Source organism: Polaromonas sp., from assembly GCF_039930745.1.
Classification (GTDB): domain Bacteria; phylum Pseudomonadota; class Gammaproteobacteria; order Burkholderiales; family Burkholderiaceae_C; genus Polaromonas.
Genome location: NZ_JBDTTH010000135.1, coordinates 1 through 7,473, shown reverse-complemented (window position 1 = coordinate 7,473; position 7,473 = coordinate 1). Strand labels below are relative to the sequence as shown.

Annotated in this window: 3 protein-coding genes and 1 pseudogene; 1 reads left to right on the top strand and 3 read right to left on the bottom strand. The window is 61.7% G+C overall.

Annotated elements, in window-relative coordinates; translation table 11 throughout:
• The 3 genes and pseudogenes from ABI660_RS22180 to aceE form a co-directional block, all read right to left on the bottom strand.
• Positions 1 to 356: pseudogene (locus ABI660_RS22180) on the bottom strand (MFS transporter); the annotation flags it as partial.
• A 190-nt stretch (positions 357 to 546) separates the two neighbouring features.
• Entirely contained in the window at positions 547 to 2,220 is a 1,674-nt protein-coding gene (aceF, locus tag ABI660_RS22175) for a dihydrolipoyllysine-residue acetyltransferase (protein ID WP_348072223.1), read from the bottom strand.
• 40 nt (positions 2,221 to 2,260) lie between these two features.
• Positions 2,261 to 4,990 carry a pyruvate dehydrogenase (acetyl-transferring), homodimeric type gene (gene aceE / locus ABI660_RS22170; protein WP_348072221.1) on the bottom strand — a complete coding sequence of 910 codons (2,730 nt, stop codon included), beginning with the start codon at positions 4,988 to 4,990 and terminating at the stop codon, positions 2,261 to 2,263.
• Between the two features lie 283 nt (positions 4,991 to 5,273).
• Here aceE and ABI660_RS22165 point away from each other — a divergent pair.
• On the top strand, positions 5,274 to 7,473 hold a 2,200-nt coding region (locus tag ABI660_RS22165; protein WP_348072219.1), incomplete at its 3' end, for a PAS domain S-box protein.

Below are 7,473 nucleotides of genomic sequence, written 5' to 3'. Positions count from 1 at the left end.
GCGATCAGCACGCTGAACTGGCTGGACTCGTAGGGGTCGTTGTCGTCTTCCTTGGTCTGCAGGAAAAACACGTCCTTGAGCATGGGATGCAGCTTGTGGAAGGTGTCGAACACCTCGTCCTTGCTACCCAGCCTGAGCTGGTCTTTGGGCAAAGCCGCCATGGCCTTGCGCAGCACTGGAAAGTGCGCGACCGTGCCGGCCATGCCCACGTAGCTGCTGCCGGCCGGCGTCTCCACCTTGAAGATCTTGCTGTTGGCTTCGAAGCGGTTGGCCAGCCGTGTGTCGCCGAAAGTGATCAGGGCATCCGTGGCGATCACGGCCTGCCCGGCTTTCTTCACTGCAACCAGCGTCGTCACGCCTGGAATCCCTTCAAGCCAGGGCCGCGGGACTGGCTCCGCCATACCGCAGGCGCAGCGGCCCCCGAGGGGCTGGAGCCTGCGGCTCCGAATCTGCTTGTGCAGGTTCGGACAGGCGCCAGAAGCGAAGCCTCTGGCGAGCGGCGGCCTGCAAGGGGCACCGCATTACACGAAGTGAAAAGCGTGGGGGTCACAACAGAACCCGGCGGAAGTCACCCAGAATCTGGCCCAGGTAGGCGTTGAAGCGCGCGGCGCCGGCACCATCGATCACGCGGTGATCCCAGGCCAGCGACATCGGCAGCATCAGCCGCGGCTGGAAAGCCTTGCCGTCCCAGACGGGCTCCATCTGGCTCTTGGAGACACCCAGGATGGCGACTTCGGGCGCGTTGATGATGGGCGTGAAATAACGCCCACCGATACCGCCCAGCGAAGAGATGGTGAAACTGGCACCCTGCATCTCGGCCGGAGCGAGCTTGCCGTCGCGCGCCTTCTTCGCCAGCTCACCCATTTCTTGCGAAATCTGCATGATGCCTTTTTTGTCCGCATCCCTGAGCACGGGCACCATCAGGCCGTTGGGCGTGTCAGCGGCAAAACCGATGTTGTAGTACTGCTTGTAGACCAGTTGGTCGCCGTCCAGCGAGCTGTTGAACTCGGGAAATTTCTTCAGCGCGGCAACGCTGGCCTTGATCAGGAAAGCCAGCATGGTGACCTTGAGACCGGATTTTTCGTTTTCCTTGTTGGTGGAAACGCGGAAGGCTTCCAGCTCGGTGATGTCGGCATCGTCATGATTGGTGACGTGCGGGATCATCACATAGTTGCGCAGCAGGTTGGCGCCGCTGATCTTCTTGATGCGCGGCAGGTCCTTGCGCTCGACAGCACCGAACTTGGTGAAGTCGACCTTGGGCCATGGCAACAGGTCCAGGCCCGCTCCGCCGCCGGAAGCGGCAGGTGCTTTGGCGGCCTGCGCCTGGGTGCGCACATCGCCGGCCATGACCGACTTGGTGAAGCCCTGCACATCGTCGAGCGTGATGCGGTCTTTCGGGCCGCTGCCCTTGACTTCGCCTAGCGGCACCCCCAGCTCGCGCGCGAACTTGCGCACCGATGGCGAGGCATGTGGCAACTGGCCGGAGGGCACCGACGGTTCATGGGCCGGCAGGGCCGCGGTGGGAGGAACACGTTCCACCGGTGTACTGGCCAGGCTGGCGGCCGGTGCCGCAGCGGCCGCCTGGGCTGGCGCCGGGGCCAGTGCGGGGGCAGTTGCAGGCGCGGCCGAGCCCTCAAGAATGGCCAGCAGATCGCCAACATTGATCTTGTCGCCCAGCTTGACCTTGAGCTCCTTGAGCACGCCGGAAGCCGATGAAGGAATCTCCATGGAGGCCTTGTCCGACTCGACGGTGACCAGCGACTGCTCGGCTTTCACGGCGTCGCCGACCTTGACCAGCACTTCGATGACGGCCACGTCCTTGAAGTCGCCAATGTCCGGAACCCGGACTTCGACAGGACCGGCAGCGGCAGCAGCGGGAACCGGATCTGCTACTGTTTTTGTAGCAGATGGTGAAGATGTGGCGGGGGCTGCAGCCTGTTTTTGCTCTGAAACCGGGGCGGCGGCAGGGGCGGCCGCGGCGGCGCCGGCTTCCAGCACCAGCACCACCGAGCCCTGCTTGACCTTGTCGCCGAGCTTGACCTTCAACTCCTTCACGACGCCGGCATGGCTCGATGGAATTTCCATCGAGGCCTTGTCGCTCTCGACCGTCATCAGGCTCTGGTCTGCCTTGATCGTGTCGCCAGGCTTGACCAGCAGCTCAATGACCGACACCTCGTCGAAGTCGCCGATGTCGGGAATGGTGATGTCTACCAATGCCATGTTCTTGTCTCCTTCGCTCTGTTCTTGATGCGCACGTTGCTCAGGCGTAGAGCGGGTTGATCTTGTCGGCATTGATGCCGTATTTCTTGATGGCCTCTGCGACCTTGGCCACCGGCACGGTGCCCTCCTCGCTCAGCGCCTTCAGGGCGGCGACGACGATGTAGTGGCGGTTCACCTCGAAGTGCTCGCGCAGCTTATAGCGGAAGTCGCTGCGTCCAAAGCCGTCGGTGCCCAGTACCTTGTAGTTACGGCCTTTGGGCATGAAGGGACGAATCTGCTCGGCGTAGGCCTTCATGTAGTCGGTCGAAGCAACCACGGGGCCCTCGTGTTTTTCAAGCTGCTGGGCAACAAAGGACACGCGAGGCGTCTTCTCGAGCGGGTGCAGCAGGTTGTGGCGCTCGCAGTCCTGGCCTTCACGCGTCAGCTCGTTGAAGCTTGGGCAGCTCCAGACATTGGCCGACACGCCCCAGTCTTTTTCAAGCAGTTCCTGCGCGGCAATGGATTCGCGCAGGATGGTTCCCGAGCCGAGCAACTGCACGCGTGGCGTCAGCTTCTTGCCTTCCTTGCACAGGTACATGCCCTTGATGATCTGCTCTTCGGTGCCGGCCACCAGGCCCGGCATCGCGTAGTTTTCATTGAGCAGCGTGATGTAGAAGTACACGTTGTCCTGCTTTTCGACCATGCGCTTGAGGCCATGGTGCAGGATGACGGCAACTTCGTGCGCGAAGGTGGGGTCATAGGAAATGCAGTTCGGAATGGTGCCGGCCATGATGTGGCTGTGGCCGTCTTCGTGCTGCAGGCCTTCGCCGTTGAGCGTGGTGCGGCCCGAAGTGCCGCCCAGCAGAAAACCGCGCGCCTGCATGTCGCCGGCCGCCCAGCACAGGTCACCGACACGCTGCAGCCCGAACATCGAGTAATAGATGTAGAACGGGATCATGATGCGGTTGTTCGTCGAATACGAGGTCGCTGCCGCAATCCAGCTGGCCATGCCGCCGGCTTCGTTGATGCCTTCCTGGAGGATCTGTCCGGACTTGTCTTCCTTGTAGTAGCTCACCTGCTCGCGGTCCTGCGGCGTGTAGAGCTGGCCTTCATGGTTGTAGATGCCGATCTGGCGGAACAGCCCTTCCATGCCGAAAGTGCGGGCCTCATCGACCAGGATGGGCACCACGCGGGGGCCGACTTCCTTGTCGCGCAACAGCGTCGTCAGGAAACGAACATAGGCTTGCGTCGTCGAGATTTCGCGGCCTTCGGCCGTCGGCTCGAGCACTGATTTGAAAGTCTCCAGCGCGGGAATGGTGAACTGCTCATCGGCCTTGACGCGGCGATGCGGTAGATAGCCGCCCAAAGCCTTGCGGCGTTCGTGCAGGTATTTCATTTCCGGCGTGTCGTCCGCCGGCTTGTAGAACGGAACTTCGGCGATCTGTGCGTCGGGAATCGGGATGTTGAAGCGGTCGCGGAAGGCGATGATGTCTTCGTCCGTCAGCTTCTTGGTCTGGTGCGCGGTGTTTTTGCCCTCACCGCTCTTGCCCATGCCGAAGCCCTTGACGGTCTTGATCAGCAAAACGGTCGGCTGGCCCTTGTGTTTGACTGCGGCATGGTAAGCCGCGTAGACCTTCTGCGGGTCGTGGCCTCCGCGCTGCAAGCGCCAGATGTCGTTGTCGCTCATCTTGGCAACCATCTCCAACGTGCGCGGGTCCTTACCGAAGAAATGCTTGCGCACATAGGCACCGTCATTGGCTTTCATGGCCTGGTAGTCGCCGTCCAGCGTGTCCATCATGACCTTGCGCAGGGCGCCGTCCTTGTCGCGCGCCAGCAGCGGGTCCCAGTAGCTGCCCCAGATCAGCTTGATGACGTTCCAGCCGGCGCCGCGGAACTCGCCTTCGAGTTCCTGGATGATCTTGCCGTTGCCGCGCACCGGGCCGTCCAGGCGCTGCAGGTTGCAGTTGATGACAAAAATCAGGTTATCGAGATTTTCCCGTGCCGCCACGCCGATGGCGCCCAGGGATTCGACTTCGTCCATCTCGCCGTCACCGCAGAAGACCCAGACCTTGCGGTTTTCGGTGTTGGCAATGCCACGTGCGTGCAGGTACTTGAGGAAGCGCGCCTGGTAGATCGCCATCAGTGGGCCGAGCCCCATCGACACGGTGGGAAATTGCCAGAACTCGGGCATCAGCTTCGGGTGCGGATAGCTGGACAAACCCTTGCCGCCGACTTCTTGCCGGAAGTTGAGCAGTTGCTCTTCGGTCAAGCGGCCTTCAAGGAAAGCGCGGGCGTAAATGCCGGGCGAACTGTGCCCCTGGATGTAGAGGCAATCGCCTCCGTGATTCTCGCTTTCGGCATGCCAGAAATGGTTGAAGCCGGCGCCGAACATGTTCGCTACAGAGGCAAAGGAGCTGATGTGGCCGCCGAGGTCGCCGCCGTCTTCAGGGTGATGGCGATTCGCCTTCACCACCATGGCCATCGCATTCCAGCGCATGTAGGCGCGTAGCCGCTCTTCAATTTCCAGGTTGCCGGGGCAGCGCTCTTCCTGGTCGGTTTCAATCGTGTTGACATAACCGGTGTTCGCCGAAAACGGCATGTCGATGCTGCTCTGGCGGGCATGCTCCAGCAATTCCTCCAGCAGAAAGTGGGCGCGCTCCGGGCCTTCGCTTTCAATGACGGCGGTCAGGGCATCCAGCCACTCCCGCGTTTCCTGCGAGTCTTTGTCCTGAGCCTCGTTGGCAGCATTGCCTAAAGTGTCGGCACGTGCCTGTTCCGGATTTGCAGCCATGGTTTTGTCTCCTGCTGGTGGCTAGTTGGCTAGCTGTTGGTTGACTGGCATCTTCATCACGTTAACGCAATTTAGATTCAAGCCTCTAGTTTCCCACATTTTTAAAATTATTTCAAATTGTGCTTTTTACTTTCACATAATGAAATCATGCAATCAAAGAACTCGCTGCATTCATCTGGACTAAACCGCCGCGGCAGACGCATCATTCGCCCCGTGATACGGTGGTGTGTCCACTGATCGCCGCCCGCCTCGCCAGGGAACTCCCTTAAACTTGACTGCTCCCATGATCGAGCCCACACCCTCCACTTTCGACACGCCGCCCGGCAGCGCGCCGCTGGCCCAATGGCGGCGCTGGTGGCGCCGCCAATCGCCGACGCGGCAGGACCGCTTCGTTACCCTTGGGCCCCTGCTGGCGGTCATGCTGTTCCTGGCGGCGGTGATTGCGGCTTTTGCCTACCTGCGTGTTGAAGAGGTTGACCGCGAACAGCAGGCCGTCAAGCGTGATGTCGAATACGCCCAGCAGAGGCTGCGCCTGCGCCTGCTGGAACGCCAGGAACAATTGATGCGGCTGGGCCGGGATGTGTCCAACAAGGACGTGGACAGCGAGGAGTTCGTTGCGCAGGCCGAATCGCTGGTCAACCAGTACCCCGAGCTGCTGGCTGTGACCTGGATAGATTCGCGCCGCAGGGTCAAGTCTTCCTATATGTCGCCGAGCGCCGCTGCGTCGCAACTCCAGGCACCCGGCGAACAGCTCAAGCGCGGGGAAACAGAAAGCACCTTCGGCCTGGCGCGCGATTTGCGTCAGCCGGTCTATTCGCGTCCGCTGACCGTCAAGGACGACACCAGCTACAACGCACCCAGCCTGCAGCTACAGGTGCCGCTTGACGACCAGGGCCGGTTTGACGGTGTCATCATGGGTGAATATTCCATCGATGGGTTGCTGCGCTTTGGGGTACCCAACGAAGTCACGGCCAAATACGCAGTAGCCCTGCTCGACGACCAGGGAAAAGTGCTGGCCGGCCACCTGCCCCCGCCCAGAAACACGGCGGCGAAGCTCCTGCCCCTGTCGGACGAAACGCAGGAGTACGAAATCCCCGTTTCGCCGGTCGGCAACGGCTTGCTGCTCAAGGCCCAAGGTTACCGGGCGTCGCTGGGCGTGGTTGGCAGCGGTTTTTTCTGGCTGGTCAGCGCGTTGAGTGCCCTCACGGTCTGGATGCTGTTAGGCACCTGGCGCCACACACGGCGCCGCGTCCAGGCGCAACAGGCATTGATCGCCGAAACCAATTTCCGGCGTGCCATGGAAAATTCCATGCTCACCGGCATGCGGGCGCTCGACCTTCAGGGTCGTATCACCTACGTCAATCCGGCTTTTTGCCAGATGACGGGCTGGAGCGAAGGGGAACTGGTCGGCCGTACCGCCCCTTTTCCTTACTGGCCCGAACAGGACAGGGAAACACTGGCTGCCCGGCTGGATGACGAACTGCACGGGCGCTCCGCGCCGGGCGGCTTCGAGGTCCGTATCAAACGAAAAAGTGGCGCGATTTTCGACGGCCGCATGTATGTCTCGCCATTGATCGACCCGCGCGGCCAGCAGACCGGCTGGATGACCTCGGTCACCGACATCACCGAGCCCAAACGGGTCCGCGAAGAACTGTCGGCTTCCTACGAACGTTTCACCACGGTGCTGGAAGGCCTGGATGCGGCCGTGTCGGTGGCTCCGCTGGGCAGCGAGGAGCTCCTGTTTGCCAACAAGCTGTACCGCGCCTGGTTCGGCGGCGAAGTCGCCGGCCACATGAACCTGATTGCGCAGGCCGGCGTGCCAGCAGTACACCCCACCGACGACACGCTGGACGCTGTGGACGGTCTGGCAGGCTTTCCCACGGATACCCTGACCGCGGCGCAAACCGAAAACGCAGAAATTTTTGTGCCCGAACTTGGCAAATGGCTGGAAGTGCGCTCGCGTTACCTGACCTGGGTGGACGGACGGCTGGCGCAAATGGTGATTGCCACCGACATCACACCGCGCCGCCATGCCGAAGAGCAAGCCGCCCTGCAGGCCGAACGCGCCCAGTCGGCCAGCCGCCTGATCACCATGGGCGAGATGGCCTCCAGCGTCGCCCATGAACTGAACCAGCCGCTGACCGCCATCAACAACTATTGCAACGGCATGGTGTCGCGCATCAAGGGCCAGCAGATCAGCAACGAGGACCTGCTGATTGCGCTGGAGAAAACCGCGAAGCAGGCACACCGCGCCGGCCAGATCATCCAGCGCATACGCTCCTTCGTGAAACGCAGCGAGCCGAACCGCACCTCCGCCGACGTGGCCACCATGGTCAGCAACGCCATGGAGCTGGCCGACATCGAGCTGCGCCGCCACAACGTGCGGCTGAGCCATTACATCGCCGCGCGCCTGCCGGCCATCATGGTTGACCCCATCCTGATCGAGCAGGTGCTGATCAACCTGATGAAAAACGGTGCCGAGT